General features: G+C 59.3%; 22 protein-coding genes, 1 tRNA gene, 2 rRNA genes and 1 riboswitch (1 of these 26 cut by a window edge). Of the genes, 20 read left to right on the forward strand and 5 right to left on the reverse strand.

Annotation, left to right across the window (positions count from 1 at the left end; all coding sequences use genetic code 11):
- The 14 genes from I6L35_RS06345 to hemB form a co-directional block, all read left to right on the forward strand.
- Positions 1–230 (forward strand): 23S ribosomal RNA (locus I6L35_RS06345) (it extends 2,659 nt beyond the left edge of the window).
- A gap of 109 nt (positions 231–339) precedes the next feature.
- A 5S ribosomal RNA gene (gene rrf, locus I6L35_RS06350) occupies positions 340–454 on the forward strand.
- Between the two features lie 46 nt (positions 455–500).
- Positions 501–576: transfer RNA gene (locus I6L35_RS06355), tRNA-Thr, on the forward strand.
- Between the two features lie 254 nt (positions 577–830).
- Positions 831–2,075 (forward strand): cytosine permease, encoded by a 1,245-nt coding sequence (gene codB / locus I6L35_RS06360; protein WP_216979817.1) that lies wholly within the window; start codon positions 831–833, stop codon positions 2,073–2,075.
- Complete coding sequence (locus tag I6L35_RS06365; RefSeq protein WP_005355869.1) at positions 2,069–3,334, forward strand: cytosine deaminase; 1,266 nt, start codon at positions 2,069–2,071, stop codon at positions 3,332–3,334. The genes codB and I6L35_RS06365 overlap by 7 nt, the downstream gene beginning before the upstream one ends.
- Before the next feature lie 95 nt (positions 3,335–3,429).
- Positions 3,430–3,807: a fluoride efflux transporter CrcB gene (gene crcB, locus I6L35_RS06370; RefSeq protein WP_005339378.1), complete on the forward strand. Its 378-nt coding sequence runs from the start codon at positions 3,430–3,432 to the stop codon at positions 3,805–3,807.
- Positions 3,808–3,872: 65 nt separating this feature from the next.
- A complete protein-coding gene (gene ubiE / locus I6L35_RS06375; RefSeq protein WP_005342396.1) occupies positions 3,873–4,625 on the forward strand; it encodes a bifunctional demethylmenaquinone methyltransferase/2-methoxy-6-polyprenyl-1,4-benzoquinol methylase UbiE in 753 nt (250 codons plus the stop codon).
- An 8-nt stretch (positions 4,626–4,633) separates the two neighbouring features.
- Entirely contained in the window at positions 4,634–5,242 is a 609-nt protein-coding gene (locus I6L35_RS06380) for an SCP2 domain-containing protein (RefSeq protein ID WP_216979818.1), read from the forward strand.
- Positions 5,242–6,882: a ubiquinone biosynthesis regulatory protein kinase UbiB gene (gene ubiB / locus I6L35_RS06385; protein WP_005339383.1), complete on the forward strand. Its 1,641-nt coding sequence runs from the start codon at positions 5,242–5,244 to the stop codon at positions 6,880–6,882. Before I6L35_RS06380 ends, ubiB begins: the two co-directional genes overlap by 1 nt.
- 42 nt (positions 6,883–6,924) lie before the next feature.
- Entirely contained in the window at positions 6,925–7,176 is a 252-nt protein-coding gene (gene tatA, locus I6L35_RS06390; protein ID WP_005339385.1) for a Sec-independent protein translocase subunit TatA, read from the forward strand.
- A gap of 3 nt (positions 7,177–7,179) precedes the next feature.
- Positions 7,180–7,644, forward strand: coding sequence for a Sec-independent protein translocase protein TatB (gene tatB / locus I6L35_RS06395; protein ID WP_005342398.1), 465 nt, complete (start codon positions 7,180–7,182; stop codon positions 7,642–7,644).
- On the forward strand, positions 7,641–8,396 hold the full coding sequence (gene tatC, locus I6L35_RS06400) for a twin-arginine translocase subunit TatC (RefSeq protein WP_058056815.1): 756 nt from the start codon (positions 7,641–7,643) through the stop codon (positions 8,394–8,396). Before tatB ends, tatC begins: the two co-directional genes overlap by 4 nt.
- A gap of 188 nt (positions 8,397–8,584) precedes the next feature.
- Entirely contained in the window at positions 8,585–9,370 is a 786-nt protein-coding gene (locus I6L35_RS06405) for a TatD family hydrolase (protein ID WP_058056814.1), read from the forward strand.
- 3 nt (positions 9,371–9,373) lie between these two features.
- Positions 9,374–10,390, forward strand: a complete 1,017-nt coding sequence (hemB, locus tag I6L35_RS06410) for a porphobilinogen synthase (RefSeq protein ID WP_033112882.1) — start codon at positions 9,374–9,376, stop codon at positions 10,388–10,390.
- 66 nt (positions 10,391–10,456) lie between these two features.
- Here the strand turns inward: hemB and I6L35_RS06415 are convergent, their stop codons facing one another.
- Positions 10,457–12,646, reverse strand: a complete 2,190-nt coding sequence (locus I6L35_RS06415) for an immunoglobulin-like domain-containing protein (RefSeq protein WP_216979819.1) — start codon at positions 12,644–12,646, stop codon at positions 10,457–10,459.
- Positions 12,647–12,696: 50 nt separating this feature from the next.
- Positions 12,697–12,782: riboswitch (cyclic di-GMP riboswitch) on the reverse strand.
- 437 nt (positions 12,783–13,219) lie between these two features.
- Between I6L35_RS06415 and prlC the strand changes: the two genes are divergently transcribed.
- Both prlC and I6L35_RS06425 read left to right on the forward strand, forming a co-directional pair.
- A complete protein-coding gene (prlC, locus tag I6L35_RS06420; RefSeq protein WP_216979820.1) occupies positions 13,220–15,262 on the forward strand; it encodes an oligopeptidase A in 2,043 nt (680 codons plus the stop codon).
- A gap of 204 nt (positions 15,263–15,466) precedes the next feature.
- Positions 15,467–18,013 carry a bifunctional diguanylate cyclase/phosphodiesterase gene (locus I6L35_RS06425; RefSeq protein ID WP_216979821.1) on the forward strand — a complete coding sequence of 849 codons (2,547 nt, stop codon included), beginning with the start codon at positions 15,467–15,469 and terminating at the stop codon, positions 18,011–18,013.
- 6 nt (positions 18,014–18,019) lie between these two features.
- On the opposite strand, the gene I6L35_RS06430 is transcribed toward I6L35_RS06425, so the two are convergent.
- Positions 18,020–18,760, reverse strand: a complete 741-nt coding sequence (locus I6L35_RS06430; RefSeq protein ID WP_216979822.1) for an ABC transporter substrate-binding protein — start codon at positions 18,758–18,760, stop codon at positions 18,020–18,022.
- 69 nt (positions 18,761–18,829) lie between these two features.
- On the opposite strand from I6L35_RS06430, the gene I6L35_RS06435 reads away from it, so the two are divergent.
- Positions 18,830–19,579, forward strand: a complete 750-nt coding sequence (locus I6L35_RS06435) for a class I SAM-dependent methyltransferase (protein WP_216979823.1) — start codon at positions 18,830–18,832, stop codon at positions 19,577–19,579.
- A gap of 71 nt (positions 19,580–19,650) precedes the next feature.
- Here I6L35_RS06435 and I6L35_RS06440 read toward each other — a convergent pair whose 3' ends face one another.
- The 3 genes from I6L35_RS06440 to rhlB are packed head-to-tail and all read right to left on the reverse strand — an operon-like array spanning position 19,651 to position 22,727.
- Entirely contained in the window at positions 19,651–19,905 is a 255-nt protein-coding gene (locus I6L35_RS06440) for a Rho-binding antiterminator (protein ID WP_216949870.1), read from the reverse strand.
- Positions 19,906–19,935: 30 nt separating this feature from the next.
- Positions 19,936–21,426: a guanosine-5'-triphosphate,3'-diphosphate diphosphatase gene (gppA, locus tag I6L35_RS06445; protein ID WP_005355894.1), complete on the reverse strand. Its 1,491-nt coding sequence runs from the start codon at positions 21,424–21,426 to the stop codon at positions 19,936–19,938.
- An 11-nt stretch (positions 21,427–21,437) separates the two neighbouring features.
- Positions 21,438–22,727: an ATP-dependent RNA helicase RhlB gene (gene rhlB, locus I6L35_RS06450; protein ID WP_005339414.1), complete on the reverse strand. Its 1,290-nt coding sequence runs from the start codon at positions 22,725–22,727 to the stop codon at positions 21,438–21,440.
- Between the two features lie 113 nt (positions 22,728–22,840).
- Between rhlB and trxA the strand changes: the two genes are divergently transcribed.
- The 3 genes from trxA (at position 22,841) to I6L35_RS06465 (ending at position 25,738) form a co-directional block, all read left to right on the forward strand.
- Positions 22,841–23,167, forward strand: coding sequence for a thioredoxin TrxA (trxA, locus tag I6L35_RS06455; RefSeq protein WP_005339416.1), 327 nt, complete (start codon positions 22,841–22,843; stop codon positions 23,165–23,167).
- A 204-nt stretch (positions 23,168–23,371) separates the two neighbouring features.
- Complete coding sequence (gene rho, locus I6L35_RS06460) at positions 23,372–24,637, forward strand: transcription termination factor Rho (protein WP_005339417.1); 1,266 nt, start codon at positions 23,372–23,374, stop codon at positions 24,635–24,637.
- Positions 24,638–24,745: 108 nt separating this feature from the next.
- Positions 24,746–25,738 (forward strand): hypothetical protein, encoded by a 993-nt coding sequence (locus I6L35_RS06465; protein ID WP_216979824.1) that lies wholly within the window; start codon positions 24,746–24,748, stop codon positions 25,736–25,738.
- Positions 25,739–25,768: the final 30 nt, after the last annotated feature.

The following is a 25,768-nucleotide window of genomic DNA, read 5'->3' on the forward strand; positions in this document are numbered from 1 at the left end:
ACGAACCTCTGGTGTTCGGGTTGTCACGCCAGTGGCACTGCCCGGTAGCTAAGTTCGGAATCGATAACCGCTGAAAGCATCTAAGCGGGAAGCGAGCCCTGAGATGAGTCATCCCTGACCCCTTGAGGGTCCTAAAGGGCCGTTGGAGACCACAACGTTGATAGGCGGGGTGTGTAAGTGCAGCGATGCATTGAGCTAACCCGTACTAATTACCCGTGAGGCTTAACCATACAACACCCAAGAAGTGTTCTAAGGCTTGTAGCAAACCTAAGCGAACTACTAATTCAATGATAATGACTCAGTCGTTATTCACGTCAGCTTTCTGGATTGAAGAATTTGCCTGGCGGCCATAGCGCCGTGGAACCACCTGATCCCATGCCGAACTCAGAAGTGAAACGCGGTAGCGCCGATGGTAGTGTGGCATTCGCCATGCGAGAGTAGGACACTGCTAGGCACCCAATTTCAAGATTACGCCCAGCGTGGTCTTTACCGGTTAGTGTGCTGATATGGCTCAGTCGGTAGAGCGCATCCTTGGTAAGGATGAGGTCCCCAGTTCGATTCTGGGTATCAGCACCATTAAAGAGAAAGCCTCCCTGAAAAGGGAGGCTTTTTTGCATCCGCCACTTTCTAAAAAATTCCCTAATATTCCTTACTGCCAATACTTTCCTCTGTTTTTAGCCTGTATCGTCTTTCTGCTGATTTGAGTCCCGGTGTGTTACTCATGTGACTGCTATTGATGGTTTTATCCAGATATTTAACCATGTTTGATTGACGTAAAACGTTTTACATGTAAAATCCGGCGCGTTTTGCCTATTACGTGGAGAGAGAGCATGGCGCAGGATAACGAATACTGTTTGGGGGCGGTACCCGCCAAAGGGCGCAAAGGTGTGCTGTCGCTGATGCTGGTGATGCTAGGCCTGACCTTCTTCTCTGCCAGCATGTGGACCGGTGGTGCGCTGGGCACCGGGCTGGTGTTCGATGACTTCATCAAGGCGGTACTTATCGGCAACTTGTTGCTGGGTATCTACACCGCTTGTCTCGGTTATATCGGTGCCTCAACCGGCCTCTCTACCCATCTGTTGGCGCGCTACTCGTTTGGGGTGAAAGGTTCCTGGCTGCCATCCCTGCTGCTGGGTGGCACTCAGGTCGGCTGGTTTGGCGTTGGCGTGGCGATGTTTGCCCTGCCGGTGCAGAAGGCGACCGGCATCGATGTGAACTGGCTGATCGCCATTTCGGGCATGTTGATGACGGTGACCGTCTACTTCGGCATCTCCGCCCTGATGGTGCTGAGCTTTGTGGCCGTACCGGCCATTGCACTGCTTGGCGGCTACTCGGTCTGGCTGGCGGTGACCTCGACCGGTGGCATGGCTGCACTGCAGCAAGTACAACCAAGCAATCCCATCGAGTTCACCACGGCGTTGACCATGGTGGTTGGTTCCTTTATCAGTGCAGGAACCCTGACCGCCGACTTTGTTCGCTTTGGTCGCAAACCCTGGGGCGCCGTCATGATTACCATGGTGGCGTTTTTTTTGGGCAACACGCTAATGTTCGTCTTCGGTGCTGCCGGTGCGGCGGTGACCGGGCAGGCCGATATATCGGAAGTGATGTTGATGCAGGGTTTACTGATCCCCGCCATTCTGGTGCTGGGTCTCAATATCTGGACCACCAACGACAACGCTCTCTACGCCTCCGGTCTCGGATTTGCCAACATTACCGGCCTCAAGAGCAAGCCGCTCAGCGTGATCAACGGGCTCATCGGTACGGCTTGCGCCCTCTGGCTTTACAACAACTTTGTCGGCTGGCTGGCCTTTTTGAGTACGGCAATTCCCCCGATTGGTGGCATTATCATCATGGATTTCCTGCTCAATCGTGAGCGTTACCGTAAGTTTGCCGATCAGCAGTTCGAGACGGTGCGCTGGCAGGCGCTGGTCGCCACGGCAGTCGGGGTGGCTGTCGGCAAGTGGCTGCCGGGCATAGTGCCACTCAACGCGGTATTGGGCGCCGCCTTCACCTATTTCATTCTGGTTCGCCTCACCCAGCGGCCGGTTCTGGTACAGGAAGCTAACAAATGCTGATTCAACATATTCGTTTGGCCGATCGGGAAGGGTTGTGGCAGATCCGTTGTCAGGATGGGGTCATCACCGCCATCGAACCCCATGACGAACATGCCGTCGCCGGTCGGGTGCTGGACGGGGAGGGCGGTCTGGCGATCGCTCCCTTTATCGAACCCCACATTCACCTGGATACCACCCAGACGGCGGGCGAGCCGAGCTGGAATCTCTCCGGCACCCTGTTCGAGGGGATCGAGCGCTGGGCCGAACGCAAGGCGCTGCTGACCCATGAGGATGTGAAACAGCGCGCTATCCAGACGCTGAAGTGGCAGATCGCCAACGGCATCCAGTTCGTCCGTACTCACGTCGATGTCTCCGACCCCAATCTGGTGGCGCTCAAGGCGATGCTGGAGGTGCGGGAGGAGATGAAGGAGTGGGTGGAGCTGCAGATCGTCGCCTTCCCGCAGGAGGGGATCCTCTCCTACCCCAATGGCAAGGCACTGCTGGAGGAGGCGCTCAAGCTGGGGGCCGATGTGATCGGTGCTATTCCCCATTTCGAGTTCACCCGGGAATATGGGGTCGAAAGTCTGCACTACATCTTCGATCTTGCCGAGAAGTATCAGGTTTTGGTCGATGTGCACTGTGACGAAATCGATGACGAGCAGTCCCGTTTCATCGAGACGCTGGCGACCTTGGCCTACGAGCGGGGTATCGGCCATCGGGTGACGGCCAGTCACACCACCGCCATGCACTCCTACAACGGCGCTTATGCTTCCCGCCTGTTCCGTCTGCTCAAGATGGCGGATATCAACTTCGTGGCCAATCCGCTGGTGAACATTCACCTGCAGGGGCGGTTCGATACCTATCCCAAACGCCGCGGCATTACCAGGGTGAAGGAGATGCTGGAGGCGAACATCAACGTCTGTTTCGGTCACGACGACGTGTTCGATCCCTGGTACCCCATGGGCACCGCCAACATGTTGCAGGTGCTGCACATGGGGCTGCATGTCTGCCAGATCATGGGCTACGAGCAGATCAACGACGGCTTGAAGCTGATCAGCAGCCACAGCGCCCGCACCCTGAACGTGCAGGATCGCTATGGCATCGAGGTGGGCAAACCGGCCAACCTGTTGATCCTGCCTGCCGACAATGGCTTCGATGCGGTGCGCCGTCAGGTGCCGGTGCGTTACTCGATCCGCCACGGCAAGGTGATTGCCCAGACCCGTCCGGCCCAGACCGAAATCGTGCTGGGTCAGCCAGAGCCCATCGATTTTCGCCGCTGAGATTTCAATCAGGCTGGATGTCGATTAGTTCCGCCTCTGGGCACAAGGGCCGCCATTGCGACATAATGGCGGCCTGACCCTGAGGGAGTGACACCATGCAAACCTGGTTCTATGTTGCTGCAGGGGGCGCCATCGGCGCCTGCCTTCGTTTTGGGATTGCCGAACTGATGGCCTTGCTGCTGGGTCGCCACTTTCCTTACGGGACTCTGGTGGTCAACGTGGTGGGCTCTTTCATCATGGGGGTGGCGTTCGCCCTCATCAGTCACGGTCATGTGGTAGAACATCCGATGAAGCCGCTGCTGATGGTGGGGATCCTCGGTGCCCTGACTACTTTCTCTTCCTTTGCCCTCGATACGGTGGTGCTGGCTCAACATGGGGCCTATCTGAAAGCGCTGCTCAATATCGGTCTCAATCTCTTCCTCTGTCTGGCCATGGTGGTGCTGGGCATGCAGTTGGTTGCGAGCCGGGTTTAAGGTGTCCGGACGCCAGTGGCTCTGGTAAACTGGCGGCCATTCTTTGCTCTATGGGTGTTTAAGGGATGTCAGAACAAGCAACGACAACGCATTTTGGCTTTAAAACCGTGGCCGCGACCGAGAAGGAAACTCTGGTAGCAGGTGTCTTCCATTCGGTGGCAGCCAAGTATGATCTGATGAACGATCTGATGTCGTTCGGCATCCACCGCCTGTGGAAGCGCTTCACCATCGACTGTTCCGGTGTGCGCAAGGGCCAGAAGGTGCTGGATCTGGCCGGTGGTACCGGTGACTTGACCGCCAAGTTTTCCCGCATCGTCGGCGAGACCGGTCAGGTGGTGCTGGCGGATATCAACGACTCCATGCTGAAAGTGGGCCGGGACAAGCTGCGCAATCTGGGGGTCGCCAACAACGTCTCCTATGTGCAGGCCAATGCCGAGGCACTCCCCTTCCCGGATAACCACTTCGACGTGATTACCATCGGCTTCGGCCTGCGCAACGTCACCGACAAGGACAAGGCGCTCGCCTCCATGTTCCGGGTGCTCAAGCCGGGTGGCCGTCTGCTGGTGCTGGAGTTCTCCAAGCCGGTCAGTGAAGTGATCGCCAAGCTCTATGACCTCTACTCCTTCAAACTGCTGCCGAAAATGGGCGAAATCGTCGCGAACGACAGTGAAAGCTACAAATATCTGGCAGAGTCTATTCGTATGCACCCGGATCAGCAGACCCTGGCCGGCATGATGGAAAATGTCGGTTTCGAGCAGGTGGAGTACTTCAATCTGACTCAGGGTGTGGTCGCCCTGCACCGCGGTTACAAGTTTTAAGGTTGCCTATGCCGATGGATGCCATGGTCACCGCGGTGATCGAAACCAGCCTCAACCAGTTGCTGGCGCTGGACAAACAGAGCCCGGAGCGGCTGCGCAAACTGGTGGGCAAGGTGCTCAAGCTGGAGCTGCGTGAACTCAAGCCGCTCTGGTTCGTCTTCTCCGAGCGTCGGCTGGATGTGCTGGCCCAGCATGAAGGGGAGGCGGATGCGGTGCTCAGCCTGTCGCTGACCGCCCTCGGTCTGCTGAAAGACCCGTCCGCCCTGACCCGTTATATCCGCGAGGAGAAACTGGATCTGAGCGGTGATCCCCAGCTGGTACAGGCATTCAGCGTGCTGCTGGGTGAGCTGGATATCGACTGGGAAGAGGAGCTGTCGCGCTATACCGGCGACGTGCTGGCCCACACCTTGTTCAGCTGTGCCCGTCAGGCGCGTCGTCTGGTCGGCCGCGAACTGTGCCGCACCCGCAGCCAGCTGGCGGAATATCTGACCGAAGAGGCCCGCCTCGCCCCCGGACCGCTGGAAGTGGCGAGTTTCAACGATGACGTCGAGGTGCTGGCCCAACAGCTCAAGGCCGTCGAACTGCGGCTGGCCCGCTTCGAACAGCAGGTGACCTGATGACCCCGAAGGAGTTCAAACGCCTCTATCGCATCATTACCATCCTGCTGGAGCAGGGCATCGACGAACTGGTGCCCGCCCGTTATCAACCCTGGCCGGGTCGTCTGGCCCGTCGCTCCCTGTTCTGGCTCAAGAACAAGCAACCGGATCTCAGCCGCGGTGCCCGCATTCGCCTCGCCTTCGAGGCTCTTGGCCCCATCTTCATCAAGTTTGGCCAGATGCTCTCGACCCGCCGAGACCTGCTGCCGCCGGATATCGCCGAGGAACTGGCCCTGCTGCAGGACAGGGTGCCCCCCTTCTGTGGTCAGGCGGCGCGCCAGCAGATCGAGCTGAGCCTGGGTTGTCCCATCGAAACCCTGTTTGACGACTTCGACGAGACGCCGCTGGCGTCGGCCTCCATCGCGCAGGTGCATACCGCCCGCCTGAAGGAGAGTGGCCGCGAGATCGTCATCAAGGTGATCCGTCCCGACATCGAGCCTGTCATCGAGGCCGACCTGAGACTGATGCAGGCGCTGGCCCGTCTGGTGGCGCGCTTCGTACCCCAGAGTGCACGACTGCGCCCCATCGAGGTGGTGGAGGAGTATCGCAAGACCATCCTCGACGAGCTCAACCTGATGCGGGAGGCGGCCAACGCCATCCAGCTGCGCCGCAACTTCACCGGCTCCGAGGCGCTCTATGTGCCTGAAATCATCACCGACCTCTGCCGCGAGCAGGTGCTGGTGATGGAGCGCATCTACGGTATTCCGGTCTCCGATATACCGGCGCTGGAAGCCAACGGCACCAATATGAAGCTGCTGGCCGAGCGCGGGGTAGAGGTTTTCTTCACCCAGGTGTTCCGCGACAGCTTCTTCCATGCCGATATGCACCCGGGCAACATCTTCGTCTCTTACGAACATCCGGAAAACCCGCTCTGGATCGGCATCGACTGCGGTATCGTCGGTACCCTCAATCGGGAAGACAAACGCTATCTGGCGGAGAACTTCCTCGCCTTCTTCAACCGTGACTATCGCCGGGTAGCGGAGCTGCATGTGGAGTCGGGCTGGGTACCGGCAGACACCAAGGTGGATGAGTTCGAGTTCGCCATCCGCACCGTGCTGGAGCCCATCTTCGAGAAGCCGCTCTCCGAAATTTCGTTCGGTCACGTGCTGCTCAACCTGTTCAACACTGCACGTCGCTTTCATATGACGGTGCAGCCGCAGCTGGTGCTGCTGCAAAAGACCCTGCTCTATGTGGAAGGGTTGGGGCGTCAGCTCTACCCGCAGCTCGATTTGTGGCAGACCGCCAAGCCGTTCCTCGAAAACTGGATGCACGAACAGGTGGGGCCCAAGTCGGTATTGAACGCTATCAAGGAGAAGGCGCCATTCTGGGCGGAGAAGCTGCCGGAGCTGCCGGAGCTGGTCTATGAGACTCTGCGCCAGACCCGTCATCAGCAGCGTCATTTCGACCAGATGTTTGCCGAGTTCCGCCGTCACAGCCGTCGGCAGGGGCAGGCCCGCTACCTCTTAGGGGTTGGAGCCAGCCTGCTATTGGCGGGTGTATTCTTGCTGACCCAAAAACAACACATTGAGTGGGGACAAGCCAGTCTCGCCGGTGCAGCCCTCTGCTGGCTGGTCGGCTGGTTGCGAACCCGTTCCCATTAATCAACAACCGCGCCGTCAGGCGCCTGTTCTGGAGAGAAAATCATGGGTGGTATCAGTATTTGGCAATTGTTGATCATTGCAGTCATCGTCGTGCTGCTGTTCGGTACCAAGAAACTGCGCGGGATCGGCGGTGATCTGGGCGCGGCGGTCAAAGGGTTCAAGAAAGCCCTCTCCGACGAGCCGGCTGATGCCAAGGCCGAGCAGAAAGATGCCGAGTTTCCCCCGAAACAGCTGAACGAAGCGGCCACTCAGAGCAGTGAGACCGCCAAACAGAAAGACAAAGACCAGGCCTAAGCCATGTTCGATATCGGTTTTTGGGAGCTGGTCGTTATCGGTGTGGTAGCACTGGTGGTACTGGGGCCCGAGCGGCTGCCGGTTGCCATCCGCACGGCTACCCACTGGATCCGCCTCATTCGTTCGACCGCGAACTCGGTCAAGTCCGAGCTGGAGCAGGAGCTCAAGTTGCAAGAGCTGCATAACGACCTCAAGAAGGCCGAACAGTTGCAGATGAGCAACCTGAGCCCCGAGCTGCAGGAGTCCATCGAACAGCTCAAAGCGGCGGCCCAGTCGGTCAATCGCCCCTATCAGGTGGAGAACGAGATCCGTCCGCCGCGCCCCGAGCCGGTCGCCCAGGCGGAGCCTGCCACGCCGGTGGAGCCTGCGGTGCAGCTGAGCCACGACGTGCCACCGGTCAATAGCCAGCGGGAGAGCGAGCCGGTGCCGGTCAGCGACTCCGCAGTAAAAGGGGAGGTGAAGCCATGAGTCAGGCCGAACAACCCCTGATCAGCCATCTGGTTGAGCTGAGAACCCGTTTGCTGCGCTCCATTACCGCCATCCTCGTGGTGTTTCTGGCGCTGATCTACTTCTCCAACAACATCTACGACTTCGTGGCCCAACCGCTGCTCAGCCAGTTGCCGGAAGGGACCAGCATGATCGCGACGGATGTGGCGACCCCCTTCCTGACGCCGATCAAGCTGACCCTGGTGGTCTCCTTCTTCGTGGCGATCCCCTATCTGCTCTATCAGGCTTGGGCCTTTATCGCCCCCGGTCTGTACCAGCATGAGCGGCGCCTGATCATGCCGTTGGTGGTCTCCAGTGCCCTGTTGTTCTATGCGGGGATGGCGTTCGCCTACTACGTGGTGTTTCCGCTGGTGTTCGGTTTCTTCACCAGCACCGCACCCGCAGGGGTGACGGTGGCGACCGACATCGCCAGCTATCTGGACTTCGTACTGACCCTGTTCTTCGCGTTCGGGGTGGCGTTCGAAATTCCGGTGGCCACCATACTGCTCTGCTGGACTGGCGTGACCACACCGCAAAACCTGAAGGAGAAACGTCCCTACGTCGTTGTCGGGGTGTTTGTTGTCGGCATGCTGCTGACGCCGCCTGATGTCTTCTCCCAGACCCTGCTCGCCATTCCGATGTGGGCGCTGTGGGAGATAGGTCTGTTCTTCGCCCGCTTCTACGTGAAGAAAGCGGATGAAGAGCAACAGGAACAACCGGATGTAGAGAGCTGAGGCTCTGTTCGTCACCTGTTTGCCGGACGGTGAGAGGATGACTAAGTCCGCAGGAATGGCAGAACGAGGGGAGCTTAGGCTCCCTTCCTCTTTTCATGCTCCCGTTCGAGGCGTATGGTAAGACCCCATTCGGTAGATGGTTTTCACATACCTGATATGTATTCCTTTTGTTCGGAACGTCTCATCTCATGATCGATATCGGCTTAAATCTGACCAGCAGCCAGTTCGCCGGTGAACAGCCTGAGCTGGTGGCCCGCGCCCGCGCCGCCGGAGTGGAAGCGCTGATCCTCACCGGTACCGATCTGGACGGCAGCCGCGAGAGCGCAGAGTTGGCCGCCCGCTGGCCGGGCTACTGCTTCTCCACCGCCGGGGTACACCCTCACGATGCCAAGAGTGTCGATGAGGCGACCCTGCCCGCTTTGCGCGAGCTGGCAGCACTGCCGCAGGTGGTGGCTATTGGCGAGTGCGGCCTCGACTACAACCGCGACTTCTCCCCCCGCCCGGTGCAGGATGCGGTATTCGACGCCCAGCTGGCGCTGGCCGCCGAACTCGGGATGCCGGTGTTCCTTCACTGTCGCGATGCCCACGCCCGTTTTATCGAGATCCTCCGTCCCTGGTTGCCGAAACTACCGGGAGCCGTGCTGCACTGCTTCACCGGTTCCGACGAGGAGCTGGACGAGTGTCTGGCGCTGGGGCTGCATATCGGGGTGACCGGCTGGCTCTGCGACGAGCGCCGCGGCCAGCTGCTGCGCGAACAGGTGGCTCGCATTCCGGCCGGTCGGCTGATGATCGAGACCGATGCCCCCTATCTGGTGCCGCGAGATCTGAAACCGCGCCCGAAACGCAACGAACCCGCTTTTTTGCCGCACATCGCCCAGGTGGTGGCGGCCTGTCGTGGTGAAGCGCCCGAGGCCTTGCTGGCCCATACCCGTGCCACCTCCGCCGCGTTCTTCCAACTTCCTCTCCAGGAGTGATTCATGGCTACAACTCTTCCGGGCGCCTTTCCGGGCCGCCGCCTGCGCCGTCTGCGCAAACATGATTTCAGCCGTCGTCTGGTGCGCGAGAACGTACTGACCGTCAACGATCTCATCTATCCGGTGTTCGTGCTGGAGGGGGAGAACCGTCGGGAAGCCGTTCCCTCCATGCCGGGGGTAGAGCGTCTCTCCATCGATCTGCTGCTGGAGGAAGCCGCCGAGCTGGTGGAGCTGGGCGTACCTGCCATTGCCCTGTTCCCGGTCACCCCGCTGGAGAGCAAGAGCCTGATGGCGGAAGAGGCCTATAACCCGAACGGGCTGGCTCAGCGCACCGTGCGCGCCCTCAAGGCTCGCTTCCCGGAGCTCGGGGTGATCACCGACGTGGCACTCGATCCGTTCACCACCCACGGTCAGGACGGCATCATCGATGACGAAGGCTATGTGCTGAACGACATCACCACCGAGATCCTGATCAAGCAGGCGCTCTCCCATGCCGAGGCCGGGGTCGATATCGTCGCGCCGTCCGACATGATGGATGGTCGCATCGGCGCCATCCGCGCTGCGCTGGAAGAGAACGGCTTCATCAACACCCAGATCATGGCCTACTCCGCCAAGTACGCCTCCTGCTACTACGGCCCGTTCCGCGATGCGGTCGGCTCTGCTGGCAACCTCGGCAAGAGCAACAAGGCTACCTATCAGATGGATCCGGCCAACAGCAACGAAGCCCTGCACGAAGTGGCGCTGGATATTCAGGAAGGGGCCGACAGCGTGATGGTCAAGCCGGGCATGCCCTATCTGGACGTGATCCGTCAGGTGAAGGATCAGTTCGGGGTGCCGACTTTCGCCTATCAGGTGAGTGGCGAGTACGCCATGCACATGGCGGCGATCCAGAACGGCTGGCTCAAAGAGAAGGAGTGCATCATGGAGTCCCTGCTCTGCTTCAAGCGGGCTGGGGCCGACGGCATCCTCACCTACTTCGCCAAGCGTGTGGCGCAGTGGCTGAAGGAAGATGCCCGCTAAGCGGGATGAAGGGAATAAACGAGAGGGGGAGCCGATGGCTCCCCCCTCTTTGTTATGGCTGGCTGATTACAACTGGATCCAGGCATCGCTCCAGGCTGTGCCGGTACCCGGCGCATAGTGGCTGCTCGAGCCGCCACACCAGCCGCTGTAGGGCCAGGGTTTGCACTCGTAGTTGCCACCGGCATTGCTGACCCGATCACCGGCCTGATAGCCGGTGTTGGGGGCATAGGCCGGGTAGTCACCTTCGCCACCCCCGCTGCTCTCTTCGGTCAGCGCAACCGGGAAGCGCTGCACCACCGGCTGCTGGCCGTTAGCCAGACCGGTGATCACAACGTCGTAGCTGCCATCGGTGACATTGCTGCCCTGCAGTACCAGGGTGCTGGTGCCATTCACCTGGCTGCTGGTGGTACCGTGGCTGTGGCCGCTCTGCTCTAGAGTCGCGGTGATTTGGACCGGGTTGGCGGTCGTCACGTTGAAACGGATGCTGACCTGACCGTTGACTATGGTGTACTCGCTCGCCATGGCGCTGACGGTGAAGTCGCTGCTGCCTTCGGCGGGTGGCGTTGTGCCGCCGCAGTCGCTGTCGCCCTGTACGCGCCAGACGCCCCAGTCACCCGTGGTGCCCGGCTCTTCGTTCTGGGTCCACCAGCCTGCCAGCCAGTTCTTGCCGTTGTGGCTGACGATGTCGCCGCCCACGTAGACCTTCTTGGCATCCCAGCTGTTTTCACAGACGGCGCCCTGCTCCCTGACGGTCACGTTGCGCTGCTGGATTACCTGCTGACCGGCGCTGTCGCTCACCTGATAGGTGAGGGTGTAGCGGCCGACCTTGCTGCTGTCGACGTTGCCGCTGACCTTGATTTGGGCGGTCAGGTCGCCATCTTCTTCATCATGGGCGCTGACGCCAGCCATCGGATCGAAAGCGGTACCCAGTTCCAGCGTGGTGTCGGTGACACCGCTGAACACCGGCTTCATGCTGTAGACCTCGATGGTGCGTACCTGCTCGGTGACGTTGTTGTCGCGATCGCTCACCTTGTAGGTGAGGGGGTAGAGGCCGATGCGCTGGCTGTCTACCGAACCTTCCACCTGGATCTGGCCAGTCAGGTCGCCATCTTCCTTGTCGTTGGCGCTGACACCTGCCAGCGGATCAAAGGCGGTACCCTGCTTGATGCGGGTATCGCTCAGGCCGCTGAACACCGGCTTGCCGTTGTCGACCGGGGGCGTGATCTCCTGATCGTGGATGAAGGGGCCGTAGCTCTTGATGAAGGATTCGTTGTAGGACTGACCGGCGGCGTTGCGGCCCATGTCCCAGTTGATGGACCAGGTCATCACGCCACGCAGCGGTTGCCCCTCGCTCTTCAGGCGGTTGAAGGCGTTGTAGAGCTTCTGCGGATCCTGCACATAGCCGGTGGCGGCGGCGTCAATGTTGGTCGGAATGCCGAACACCAGCTTGTCATGGGGGATCTTGTAGAAGCCGCGGGTACCGTTGCTCAGCGAATCCGCCATGTAGTAGATGAACTCTTCTTTCAGGGCATCGTTGTTCTGGGCAATCCAGCCGATGCCATCGATGTAGATACCGTCGCCACCCTGGTTGTAGAACTGGGGGTTGATCCAGTCGTAGTACCCTTCCAGATTGCGGATATAGGGGATGTAGGCGCCAGTCTGGGTCAGATAGGGGAACTCTGGCGCCATGGTGATGAGGAAGTTTTTCCCCTGGGCGCGGTAGTGATCCTTGACCAGACGCAGAGCCGCCGGGATCACGGTCTGGTTGTCAGCGGCGGTGATGGCGGCCTGTTCCAGGTCGATATCCAGCCCGTCGAAGCCATAGGTCTCCACCAGACGGATGATCTCGTCGGCAAAGGCCTGCTCCTGACCCTTGCGCAGCTCGATGTGCGCATCGGCACCGCCCAGCGCCAGCAGCACGGAACGGCCCTGACGGTTCAGCTCGGCAATCTGCTCGATAAACTGGCTTTCGCTCATGCCGATGGCCGGGTCGAGTTTGAAGGTGGGGATGGGATCGCTGCCATAGACCTTCATGAAGGAGACATCGACCACGTTGTATTGCGGGTTGACCTGATCGAGCTTGACGCAGGGGGCGATACCGCCCTTGTAGCCCGAGCCGTCACACCAGTTGTGCCAGTAGCCGACCACTACGCCGGACTGGGGGTTGACCATCGCCTGACCGGCACTGGCGGCATATGCCATGGGGGCGCCCATGCCGAGCAGGCAGCCAAGCAGGGATAATTTGAGTTTGTTCATCGTCTCTCCGTACGGTGCAAATGGGGTGTCGGTTGTGACCGGACGTCCCCGGGGGCAGCCCCGCTGTCATAGGTGTGTTCCCTTAGACCGGTGGCTTTGCGTCGCGCCCTTTCGGGTCACTTTGCCTTTTTCACCCGATTTCTGTGCAGCACAGAGAATCAAGTGACCTGCATGGCAGGTTGCCTATGATAGATGCTTGAAAATAAATTAATCAATAGCTGGTTTTGATTCTAATTGACTGAAAAATATTGATAATTTGTTACGGCTACCACATTTTTTCCGTTTCCATGATTGAGCATGACTGTACTTGGCTGGCAGCTGTGGCGCCGGTAAATGGCGACTTGTTGCCCCTTGAAAGTAGCGGTAAGAGCCAAAAAAGGCCCACAGATTCATTCTGTTACTGGCTGTTGATAGCAAAACTGCAGCAACGGCAGAGATCCGGGTTGCAATGGCTGGAAAAGTACAGGGTTGCAGCGGATTCCCGCTTGATTATTGCGTGGCTTGGCCACATGTTAGAAAGCCATACAGAGCTGCTAAAGCGGTCTGTTCAAGACCAAACAAGAGGTAACCGGGATGAATAACCCTTTGCTGACAATGGATTCGCTGCCCCCTTTCAGCCAGATCAAGCCGGAGCAGGTTCAGCCTGCCGTGATTCAGGCGATTGCTGACTGCAAGCAGAAGATCAGCGATGTGCTGGCCCAGCGTGATCCCCATACCTGGGATAGCCTGATTGCCCCGCTGGAAGAGGTAAATGACCGCCTGTCACGGATCTGGTCACCGGTCAGCCACCTCAACTCCGTACTCAACAGCGAAGCGCTGCGCGAGGCCCATGACGCCTGCCTGCCGCTGCTCTCCGAATTCCAGACCTATGTCGGTCAGCACGAAGGGCTCTATCAGGCCTATCTGGCCCTCTCCCAGAGCGATGATTTCCCGCTGCTGAGTGGTGCACAGCGCAAGGAGATCCAGAATACCCTGCGTGACTTCCGCCTCTCCGGCATCGGTCTGCCTGCCGAGGCGCAGCAGCGTTACGGCGAGATTCAGGCCCGCCTCTCCGAGCTGGCATCCCGTTTCAGCAACAACGTGCTGGATGCGACCCAGGGCTGGCACAAGCTGGTGGCCGATGAAGCCGAACTGGCCGGTCTGCCCGAGAGCGTGCGTGCCGCTGCCCGTCAGATGGCTGAACTTAAAGGCAAAGAGGGGTGGCTGTTCACGCTGGATATCCCTTCCTACCTGCCGGTGATGATGTACGCGGACAACCGCGAACTGCGCGCCGAGATGTATGAGGCCTTCACCACCCGCGCCTCCGATCAGGGCCCCAATGCGGGCAAGTGGGACAACTCCGCCATCATGAGCGAGCTGCTCACCCTGCGCCGCGAACTGGCCCAACTGCTGGGCTTTGCCAACTATGCCGAGCTCTCCCTGGCCACCAAGATGGCGGACAAGACCGAACAGGTGGTGAGCTTCCTCACCGATCTGGCGGCCAAATCCCTGCCGCAAGGCAAGGCCGAGCTGGAGGAGATCCGCGCCTTCGCCGCCGAGCAGCATGGTCAGAGCGAGCTGGCCGCCTGGGATCTCGCCTACTACGCCGAGAAGCTCAAACAGCACAAGTTCTCCATCTCCGATGAGCAGCTGCGCCCCTATTTCCCTGCCAACAAGGTGGTGAAAGGGTTGTTCGAAGTGGTCAAGCGGGTGTTCGGCATGAAGGTGCGCGAGCGCCTCGGCATCGACACCTGGCACCCTGACGTGCGCTTCTACGACATCTTCGATGCCGACGACGAGCTGCGCGGTAGCTTCTATCTCGACCTCTATGCCCGCGAGCACAAGCAGGGCGGGGCCTGGATGGATGTTTGTTTGGGTCGTCGCTACCGTCAGGATGGCTCGCTGCAAAAGCCGGTGGCCTACCTGACCTGCAACTTCAACGGTCCGGTGGATGGCAAACCTGCGCTGTTCACCCACAACGAAGTAGTTACCCTGTTCCACGAGTTCGGCCACGGCATTCACCACATGCTGACCCGGGTCGATGTGGCCGGCGTGGCCGGCATCAACGGCGTGGCCTGGGATGCGGTAGAGCTGCCGAGCCAGTTCCTCGAGAACTGGTGCTGGGAGTCCGAAGCACTGGCCTTTATCTCCGGCCACTACGAGACCGGCGAACCGCTGTCAGCCGATCTGCTGGAGAAGATGCTGACCGCCCGCAACTTCCAGGCTGCGATGCAGATGTTGCGCCAGCTGGAGTTCGCCCTGTTTGACTTCCGTCTGCACCAGGAGTTTGACCCGGCCAGAGCGGATCAGCTCCCGGCGCTGCTGGACGAGGTGCGCAGCCAGGTGGCGGTGATGACACCACCGGTCTTTAACCGCTTCCAGCACAGCTTCTCCCACATCTTCGCGGGCGGCTATGCGGCGGGCTACTACAGCTACAAGTGGGCCGAGGTGCTCTCTGCCGATGCCTTTTCCCGCTTCGAGGAGGAGGGCATCTTCAACCCGGCCACCGGACAATCTTTCCTGAAGAATATTCTGGAGAAGGGGGGCTCGAAGGAGCCGATGGAGCTGTTCCGAGCCTTCCGTGGTCGTGAGCCCAAGGTGGATGCTCTGCTCAGACACAGTGGGATTGCCGCATGAGGCTGATGGCCACGACTGCACAGAGCCTCAAGCAGATATATTTTTGAGCCATAGTGGGATCAAGACGTGATTTCTGCGATAAAAAGGGACCTTTTGGTCCCTTTTTTCAAGGCTTTTTAATATCTTGCTGATTGCATATTTGCACAGCCTACGGCTCTTCAGTAGAGTCGTGTTCTAACCTTCAAGGAGAGAAAGCCACTTGCCATGAGGCGAGCACTCGATTCCGTCTGTCAAATCATCTCCAGTCTGGCTCACTCGAGCGGTCAGGGATATTTCGATACCTTTGTGAGTGAAATCGCCGCTGCTGTGATGGCTGATGTCGTCCTGATCGCCAGCAGGGAATCAAATGCTACCCACCTGACGGTTCAGACCGTCTATCCCTCCTCCCTTGACACCGATGCCCTGACGCTGCCACTGACTGACTCTCCCGATGCCATTACCTGGCAGGAGGGGGAAGCCTGGTTCAGCGATCGTCTGCTTCAGCTCTTTGCCAACGTTCCCCTTGCACAGGAGTGGCAACCTCAGGCCTATGCCGGGATTGTCCTCAGGAATGCAGATGGCGAGACCATAGGTATCTGCGCCCTGCTTTATCGTCAGCCGCAGGCCAATATGAGCAAGGTGATGGGGTTGCTCCGGTTGCTTGCTCCGTTGGCGGGTCGCGAGCTGGCGCTGATGCTGCAACGACAGCTGCCCTCCCCTCTGCCTGAACCGTCCCATGCATTGCAGAGCATGCTGTTCCAGGCTCCGGTGGGGATCGGCAAGCTGGACCTGGCTGGCCGTATCCTCTGGGCCAACCCGGCCATCGAGCAGATGCTTGGTTATCCCCTCGACGAGTTGCTGCAGCGATCCATCTCCGACATCAACCATCCCGAGGATTGGCAGGGCAGCCTCGTTTGCTACGAAGAGATCCGCCGTGGCGAGCGCAGCAGTTTCACCCGGGAGAAGCGCTACTTCTGCAAGGGGGGGCAGATCTTGTGGGGGCGGGTAACCGTCACCCTGATCCGTGACAAGCAGCAGCAGCCGGACTACCTGATGGTGCTGCTGGAGAATATCGATCCTCTCAAGCGCCATGCGGAGCAGCTCAAGCTCTCCCACCGGGTCTATGACAATCTCTCCGAGGCGATCCTGGTCTGTGATGCCGATAGCCGCATCATCTCGGTCAATCCGGCCTTCGAGCAGATCACCGGCTACAGCAGTGACGAGGTGCGAGGCCAGCGCCCCAGCCTGCTCAAGTCGGGGCTGCACGATCAGACCTTCTATGCCGACATGTACCATGCGCTGGAGCGGGTGGGGGTATGGCGTGGTGAGGTGTGGAACAAGCGCAAGAATGGCAAGCTCTATCCACAGCAGTTGATGATTAGCACCCTGCGGGAAGGGGGCAGGATCAGCCAGTACATCGCCATCTTCAGCGACCTCTCCCAAACCAAACTGGCCGAGCAGAAGATCGCCGCACAGGCCAACTATGACAACCTCACCAGCCTGCCCAACCGCTGGCTGTTCAGTCGCTGTCTCAGCCGCTTCTGCGAGCGGGGCGAGCGCTTTGCGCTCATGGTGCTCGACCTCAACAACTTCAAGGCGGTCAACAACAGCATGGATCACCATGCCGGTGACGCCCTGTTGCGGGAGGTGTCGGACCGGCTGGTGAGCCGGGTGCGCACCGAGGACCTGGTGGCCCGCATCGGTGGTGACGAGTTCGCCTTTCTGGTGCCAGGCATCGTCACCCGTCGTCAGGCCGAGGTGTTTGCCAAGCAGGTTATCGGTAGCTTTACCCGTCCCTTTATGCTGGCCAACCAGCATCTCTATGTTACGGCAACCGTGGGGATGACCCTCTGCCCCGTCGATGGTAGCGAGAGTGACGAGCTGCTGCGAAACGCCGAACAAGCATTGTTTGCCGCCAAGCGGCAGGGGCGGTTGATCGGTACCTACTGCTCCTCAATGCGGGAAGAGGTGCGTCAGCGCCACCAGATGCAACAGGATCTGGCGGAGGCGATCAAGCTGGAGCAGTTAACCATGGCCTACCAGCCGATCTGGGACAACCGCAGCGGTCGGGTCGCCAAGCTTGAGGCGCTGGTGCGCTGGTATCACCCCCAGTGGGGACAGGTGTCGCCAGCCGAGTTTATCCCGCTGGCGGAAGAGGCGGGGTTGATTCAGGGGCTGGGTGCGCTGGTGTTGTGGCAATCATGCCGGGATCTGGCTCGGTTGCAGCAGTCCGGCTTCCCTGATCTGCAGATGTCGATTAACCGCTCCACCATGGAGTTCCAGACTATCGACCCCGAGGCGAGCGAGTGGCTCAAGGTGATCCAGCACTTCGGGCTCGATCCTGCCGACATCGTCATCGAAATCACAGAATCTCTGCTGATGGAGAGCAGTGATCAGCACCGGGTGCGGATCGATGCCCTGCGCGAGGCGGGTTGCAAGCTGGCTATCGATGATTTCGGTACCGGCTACTCTGCCCTCAACTATCTGCGTTCTTTCCCTGTGGATCTGGTCAAGATCGACCGCTCTTTTGTGCGCCATATCCCCTTCAACGAGCAGGATCGGATGCTGCTGGACGGCATCATCAACATAGTGCACAACCTCGGTATGCAGGTGGTGATTGAGGGGGTAGAGACCCGCGAGCAGCTCAATTTCCTCTGCCAGAAGGGATGTGCCTTCACCCAGGGTTATCTGCTCAGCCGCCCGCTGGCCTATGACGATCTCACCGAATATCTGCAGCTCAATGACAAGGGGATGTTTCTGCAGATCAGTTAGGTGTGCTTACTCCTTCGATGTCATCTGTTCCTGCTTTGCTTGCAGTGTCCGGTAATCCTCGCCGAGATAGCGCAGGTAGATGCGATCCAGGACTCCCTCGTCCAGCATCTGTTGCAATGCCTTGTTGTAGGCAGGCAACAGGTCTGCTTTCTGCTTGCCAAAACAGAGGTAGAGCGGTGTCGAGTCGATAAAGGGGGTGAGGGGGCGGATCTTTACGTCCTGCTCCCTGGAGAGGATGGGGGCCGAGAAGTAGTCGAGGATGATGAGGTCAACCCGGCTCTTCTCAAGCAACAGCAGCAACTGCTTGTCTGAATGGGCCTTGATGGGGTCCCATCCGGTGAAGTTCCTGATCTTGTCGGTATAGTCATAGCCCCTGACCATCCCTACTTTCAGTCCCTTGGCCATCTCCCACGAGAAGGTCTGTAACGGACTGTCGGTACGCACATAGGCGGCCAGCGGGTAGAAGGCTGTGGCAAGGTCAGAGTGATAGCAACCGGGGAGAGGGGCATTGTCGAGAATGCCATCCGCCAGCTGGGTGCTGACATACTGTTCGCAGCGGCCCCAGGGCAGTTCGAGCAGGGTCAGGGTCATACCGAGGCGTCTGGTTGCTTCCTGATGGATCTCCACTGATATCCCTTCCATCAGTTTGCCTTGTTCGGCGTAGGAGAAGGGAGGCCAGTCTACACCGCATACCTTGAGACTGGTGCTGCTCTGGGCGGCAAGCAACAGGGCTATCAGCAGCTGCATGGGATTCTCCGGGATATGAGGGGGTTGTGGTACACTCGCTTCACTGAACTTAGAACGCATCCAGAGACCATGCAAATCCTCCTCGAAGACCCCGCCAAGGCCGCGCAGGCAGACGCGCTGGCCAGCCAGCTTGGCCAAATCGACCTTCCCCTGTTTGCTCTGGTGTTTACTCCGGAGCGGCTGGAGTTGCGCAAGCTGGATGAACCCAAGCTGGGTGCCGTCTATGTGGATTTCGTGGCGGGGACGGTGGCGCATCGCCGCAAATTTGGTGGAGGTCGTGGCCAGTCCATCGCCAAGGCAGTGGGGCTCAAGGCCGGTGCCAAACCGACCGTGGTGGATGCCACTGCCGGTCTGGGGCGCGATGCCTTCGTGCTCGCGTCCCTCGGTTGCAAGGTGACCCTGATCGAGCGCAGCCCTGTGGTGGCAGCTCTGTTGCAGGACGGGTTGGCGCGGGCGGCACAGGATCCCGAGATTGGCCCCTGGGTCAGCGAGCGGATGCACCTGCTGCAAGGCCCGGCGGTGGACAACTTGCTGGCGCTGCCGGAGCGGCCCGAGGTGATCTACCTCGACCCCATGTTCCCCCACAAGCAGAAGTCGGCGCTGGTGAAAAAGGAGATGCGGGTGTTCCAGTCGCTGGTGGGGCCGGATCTTGATGCGGATGCCCTGCTGCCTGCCGCGCTCAAGATGGCGAACAAGCGGGTGGTGGTGAAACGACCCGACTACGCCGGCTGGCTCAATGAACAGAAGCCGAGCATGGCCATCGAAACCAAGAGCAACCGCTTCGATGTCTATGTGATGGCGGCGCTGGCGGCGAGTTAACGGTCGGTGCGAGTCGCAGATGCAAAAAAGGAGGGCCAACGTCATGTTGGCCCTCCTTTTTCGTATTGGATTCAGTTGGTTGGCGCGAAGCGGATCAGCTTATCTTCCCCTTGCCAGTTCAGGCGCAGGGTCGCCAGTTCTGCCAGACTGAGCCGCTCGCCACTGTGCAGCAGCAGATACTCGACCCCTTCGCTGGCTTCGATGGTGCGGATCTTGTCATCCCATTGGCGATCATCGCGGCTGGTGAGGGTCACCGGCAGTTGCCAGCTGGCAGCAATTTCGAGCCAGTCGTAGAGATCGCAGCTGATGGGTTGATAATCCGGCATGATCGGCTCCAAAACAGGCTAGTTGCTGAGTCAGGCTTCCTGTACGCGGGTCGGCCAGCCCATCTTCTGCTGGCGTTCCACTTCAAAGCGCAGCTCGCTGGCGCGCAGGTAGTGTTCATCCATCCAGCCCTTGGGCAGGGTCAGGGTCAATGACTCCTCTTCTGCCTGCAGGGTGAAGCTGGGCACTGTGCCCTGGGTGCGGCGCATGCAGAGGATCAGCGCGATGCGCAGGATACGGGCCAGCCGGATCGCCTGACGACCGGTGACGGCACCCTGTTTCTCCAGCGGTTCCAGCTTGAATTCGTCCCGCTGGTTGAACAGCAGGGCCGACAACAGCTTCTTTTGCGCAGGGGTAAAGCCCGGCATGTCGATGTTGTCGATGATGTAGGCGGCGTGTTGCGGCGCCTTCTTGTACTCGATACAGAGGCCGATCTCGTGCAGCAGGGCGGCATAACGCAAAATCGGGCGACCGTAGCGTTTGGAGAGTCGCCAGGCCGGTTGCAGCTGGTTGAACGCCTCGACGGCGGTATCGCGCACCCGTTCGGCGTGCTCTTTATCCAGCTGATAGCGGCTGATCAGGCTGTCGGCGGTACGATCCCGGGCATCACAGTCGTGATTGTTGCCAAGCAGACCGTAGATCAAGCCTTCACGCAGGGCGCCACCCGCGAGGGTCATGCTCTCGATATCGAGGGTTTCGAAGATGGCGATCAGGATGGCGAGGCCGGAGGGGAACACGGTCAGCCGCTCGGCCGCCAGCCCTTCCAGTTGCAGCCGGTCGAGCTTGCCGCAGGCGATGGCCTGACCCATCAGCTCCTGCAGTTTCGGCAGGGTGACCCGCTCGCTCTTCCCTTGCGCCAGCATGATCTCTTGCAGCGCCTGTACCGTGCCGGAGGCGCCGACGCAGGTGCGCCAGCCGAGGGCGCGATAATCTTCCGCCACCTTCTCCAGCACCGCCTTGGCGGCAGCAATCGCCTGCTCGAAACGGGCTTCGGAGAGCTCACCATCACCAAAGTGATTGTTGAGCCAGGTGACGCAGCCCATGTGCAGGCTGTTGAGCAGTTTTGCTTCGCTATGTTCGCCGATCACCAGTTCGGTGCTGGCACCGCCGATGTCGATCACCAGCCGGTTGCCTTCCCCGGCGGAGGTCCAGGAGACCCCTTCATAGATGGTCTTGGCCTCTTCCTCGCCCGAGATGATCTCGATGCTGTGGTTGAGTACCCGTTCCGCTTCGCTGAGGAACTCGTCGACGTTGGTGGCAAGCCGCAAGGTTGCGGTGCCCACCACCCGGATGTTGTCGGCCGGAATGTCCTGCAACTGTTCGGAGAAGAGACGCAAACAGTCCCAGCCTCGCTCCATGGCGGCACGGCTGAGACGAAATTCCGGATCGAGCCCGGCTGCGAGGCGAACCTTGCGCTTGACCTTGGCGACGGTGCGCAGGGCACCGGCGACCTCGCGCACCACCAGCATATGAAAGCTGTTGGAGCCGAGGTCGATAGCGGCATAGAGAGGCGAGTTGTGCAACGGGCCTGTCCTTAGCTCTTGCGCGGCGGACGACGACGGTTGTTGCTGTTGCCACCGCCCTGACGATCCCGCATGTTGCGGTTCACCGGCTGACGGTTGCGGAACACCCGTTTCGGCGGGGTCACGTCATCCAGCAGCGCTTCACGGTCGTACTTGCTGACCGGAATGGCGTGGTGGATGTACTCCTCGATGGCCGGCAGGTTGAAGGCATAGTCTTCACAGGCCAGGCTGATGGAGTGACCGCTCTTGCCGGCACGACCGGTACGACCGATACGGTGTACATAGTCTTCGGCGTCGTCGGGCAGGTCATAGTTGAAGACGTGGGTCACGTCAGGGATGTGCAGACCACGGGCGGCCACGTCGGTGGCGACCAGAATATCGAGCGCACCCTTGGTGAAATCCTCGAGGATCTTCATCCGCTTTTTCTGCGGCACGTCACCGGTCAGCAGACCGACGCGGTGGCCGTCGTTTTCCAGCCAGGCATGGACGTCTTCACAGACATGCTTGGTGTTGGCGAAGACGATCGCTTTTTCCGGCCACTCCTCTTCCATCAGGGAGAGCAGCAGCAACATCTTGTCTTCGTTGGAGGGGTAGAACAGCTCTTCCTTGATCCGCACGCCGGTCATCTGCTCAGGCTCTACCTGCACATGTTCCGGATGGTTCATGTGTTCGTAGGCCAGCTCTTGCACGCGCAGGGAGAGGGTGGCTGAGAACAGCATGCTCAGACGCTCGGTCGCGGGCGGCATGCGGCGGAACAGGAAGCGGATGTCCTTGATGAAGCCCAGATCGAACATGCGATCCGCTTCGTCCAGAACCACGACCTGAATGTTGCTCAGATCGATCACCTTGGACTTGAAGTAGTCGATGATGCGGCCGGTGGTGCCGATCAGGATGTCGACACCTTGCTCCAGCACGGCCAGCTGCTTATCGTAACCTTCGCCACCGTAGGCGAGGCCGAGTTTCAGGCCGGTAGAGGCGGCGATGCTGTCGGCATCGTTATAGATCTGTACTGCCAGTTCCCGGGTGGGTGCCATGATGATGGCTCTGGGTTGATTAACCAGACGGGGCTTGGTCAGCGGGTGAGTCAGCAAATAGTTGAATGTCGCAGCCAGGAAGGCAATGGTCTTGCCGGTTCCTGTCTGGGCCTGACCGGCGAGGTCATGACCTTCTACCAGCAGTGGCAGAGACAGTGCCTGGATGGGCGTGCAATAGTGAAATCCCTTTGATTCCAGACCAGCCAGAACTTCGGGTTCGAGGCCCATTTGGGCGAATTTGTCGGTCGTTAAGTGTGTTTTGCTCATGGCGGTAGGTTATCAGGTTAGGCTTGCAATAATAAACAGGATCATTTCAAATAGGGCAACTATTGCCTTTGTTGATATGTCAATAAAGCCTTAATTACTGACTGGAGTTGGAGATGAGTGACAAGATTGTTCAGCTGAGCGATGCCAGCTTCGAGGCAGATGTAATCAAAGCCGATGGCGCCGTTCTGGTCGACTTCTGGGCCGAGTGGTGTGGTCCGTGCAAGATGATTGCCCCGATCTTGGAAGAAGTTGCCCAAGAGTACGAAGGTCGCGTGACCGTAGCCAAACTGAACATCGACCATAACTCTGATACTCCGCCCAAGTACGGCATTCGTGGTATCCCGACCCTCTTGCTGTTCAAGAATGGCGAAGTGGCAGCGACCAAGGTCGGTGCACTGTCCAAGACTCAGCTGAAAGAGTTCCTGGACGGCAACCTGTAATAATTAAAGAGGAGCGCATTGCAATAATGCGCTCCTTGTGTTTTATCACCTAGACGCTCATCCCGATTGGTGCTAGTTTATCGCTCGTTTGCTAACCTTTTTGCCTGACTCTTTGCTAACCACAGCCTGGCAATCAAATCCGATCAGCATCAATCCAGCAGACTGTCTCCTCATTTCAATCCTTGCTTACAGACTTTCACCACTATGAATCTGACTGAATTAAAGAACACTCCTGTGTCCGAGCTGGTCAAGCTTGGCGAATCCATGGGGTTGGAAAATCTGGCTCGGGCGCACAAGAAAGATATTATTTTTGCAATCCTCAAGGCGCACGCCAAGGGTGGTGAAGATATCTTTGGCGACGGTGTGCTGGAAATCCTGACCGATGGTTTCGGCTTCCTGCGCAGTGCAGACGGCTCCTATCTGGCAGGCCCTGACGATATCTACGTCTCCCCGAGCCAGATCCGCCGCTTCAACCTGCGTACCGGCGATACCATCTCCGGCAAGATCCGGCCACCGAAAGAGGGCGAACGCTACTTCGCACTGCTCAAGGTCAATGAGGTCAACTACGACCGCCCGGAAAACTCCCGCAACAAGATCCTGTTTGAAAACCTTACCCCCCTGCATGCCAACGAACGTCTGCGTATGGAACGGGGTAATGGCTCTACCGAAGATATCACCGCCCGTGTACTGGACCTGGCTTCCCCCATCGGTAAAGGCCAGCGTGGCCTGATCGTGGCGCCGCCCAAGGCCGGTAAGACCATGCTGCTGCAGAACATCGCCCAGAGCATCGCCTACAACCACCCGGACTGTGAACTGATCGTTCTGCTGATCGACGAGCGTCCGGAAGAAGTGACCGAGATGCAGCGCATGGTGAAGGGTGAAGTGATCGCTTCCACCTTTGACGAGCCTGCTTCCCGTCACGTTCAGGTTGCCGAAATGGTGATCGAGAAGGCCAAGCGTCTGGTCGAGCACAAGAAAGATGTGGTGATCCTGCTGGACTCCATCACCCGTCTGGCCCGTGCCTACAACACAGTTATCCCGTCATCCGGCAAGGTACTGACCGGTGGTGTGGATGCCAACGCCCTGCACCGTCCCAAGCGCTTCTTCGGCGCCGCGCGTAATGTTGAGGAGGGTGGCAGCCTGACCATCATCGCCACCGCGCTGATCGATACCGGTTCCAAGATGGATGAGGTTATCTACGAAGAGTTCAAGGGTACCGGCAACATGGAACTGCACCTCTCGCGCAAGATTGCCGAGAAGCGTGTCTACCCGGCTATCGACATCACCCGCTCAGGCACCCGTAAAGAAGAGCTGCTCACCTCAGGTGACGAGCTGCAGAAGATGTGGATCCTGCGCAAGATTGTCCACCCGATGGGCGAGATCGACGGTATCGAATTCCTCATCGACAAGCTGGCGATGACCAAGACCAACGACGAGTTCTTTGACGCCATGCGGCGCCAGCAGAAGTAAGTCCGGTCAGAAAATGACGAAACCGCGGCCCTGGTCGCGGTTTTTGTTTATCTGTTTTCCGGTCGCCCTAGTAGTATGAGATCCCGATGTCACATGGATGGAGACGTCATGAAGCCTGTTTTCTGGTTATTGCTGGGGTTGCTGAGTGCAATGCCAGCCTGCGCGCAAAGTGCTCCGATCGCGGTGGCAGCCGAGACGTTGCAGACTCACCAGCGCTATCTGGCGGGCCGTCTGCAGGAGGGGCAATTTGCAGCCATCGACTCTCTGCTGGCGACCCTGAGTCGCGAGCGGCGGGAGTTCCTGCTGTTGCAGCTGCTGCGGGATATTCCCGCTACCTCCCCTGCATCCCCTGCGTTGCAACAGTGGGTCGAGGCTCAGGCCGACAAGGCACCCGAGTGGCTCATGGAGCAGCAGGTCGACGGTTTTCTGGTGCAGCAACCTGTCTATGATTTTGCCGCGCAGGCCCGTCAGTTGCTGGGGGAGTGGCAGCTGCAATCACTGATGCAGCGCTATCGGCAGCAGCTTGCCCAGGGCAGCTTCCAGCTAAAGTCCATCTACTACAGCAGTAACCCCGATCTCGCCATGCAGCAGCAAGCCCTGTTGCTGGCCCTCGACACCTTGCCGCAACCGATCTGGATGCGGGAGGCGCAAGCGCTGGCCAGCCAGAATATCTATCTGCCCGACAATCACCTGTTGTTCCATCTGTTGCAGCGCACCGGCGAACCGGCGCTCTATAGCATGCTGTGGCGGCGGCCGGCAGATCAGGATGCGCTGCGCGCACTCTCCACCATTAACCGCTTTCATCACGGCAGTGCCGCAAGTGATCTGCTGATTGCCGCCAGTGGCAACGAGGGGTTGAAGGGAGCCGCCCTGCGGCAGCTGAGCGCACTCTCCCCCTTGCCGCCGCAAGCCCAGAAATACCTGCTGGCGGAACTCTCCAACCGTCAATACGGGGCGCTGGTGGCCGGTCTGTTGATGGAGGTGGACGAGCCCCAGCTGCTCTCTGCACTGGCCAGACGCCTCGGCCATCGTGACGTGCCACCCATTGCACCGAGTCTGCTACCCGATTCGGGTACACCCGATGGGCAGCCAGGGTTATAATGCGTGACCTCCTGAACCCGGTTGGGAACT

The sequence above is a fragment of the Aeromonas sp. FDAARGOS 1405 genome (genome assembly GCF_019048265.1).
In the GTDB taxonomy this organism is placed as follows: Bacteria; Pseudomonadota; Gammaproteobacteria; order Enterobacterales; family Aeromonadaceae; genus Aeromonas; species Aeromonas veronii_A.